Source organism: Chryseobacterium sp. SIMBA_029 (genome assembly GCF_046535275.1).
Classification (GTDB): domain Bacteria; phylum Bacteroidota; class Bacteroidia; order Flavobacteriales; family Weeksellaceae; genus Chryseobacterium.
In genome coordinates, this window is the sequence record NZ_JAWRXA010000545.1 from 1 (window position 1) to 258 (window position 258).

Below are 258 nucleotides of genomic sequence, written 5' to 3' on the forward strand. Positions count from 1 at the left end.
GCCTTTGTCGGGGATCGACCGCAGCTGTTCCTTGATCCGCTTGATCGACGCATCAAGCGTCTGCTCCGGGCTCAGCCGCACCGGGAACACGCTGGTGAACCAGCCCACGGTCCGCGTCAGGTCAACGGTATCGAACAATTCTTCGCGGCCATGCCCCTCCAGTTGCACGAGCACGTCGCTGCGCTGGGTCCAGCGTGCGATGACGCGGGCCAGTGCGGTCAGCAGCAGGTCGTTGACCTGCGTACGGTAGGCAGCAGG

1 protein-coding gene is annotated in these 258 nt (G+C 64.7%); it reads right to left on the bottom strand.

Features of this window, described 5'->3' with window-relative positions; translation table 11 throughout:
- Nucleotides 1-258: condensation domain-containing protein (locus SB679_RS25160; RefSeq protein ID WP_410705049.1), on the bottom strand; the 258-nt coding region annotated here is incomplete at both ends.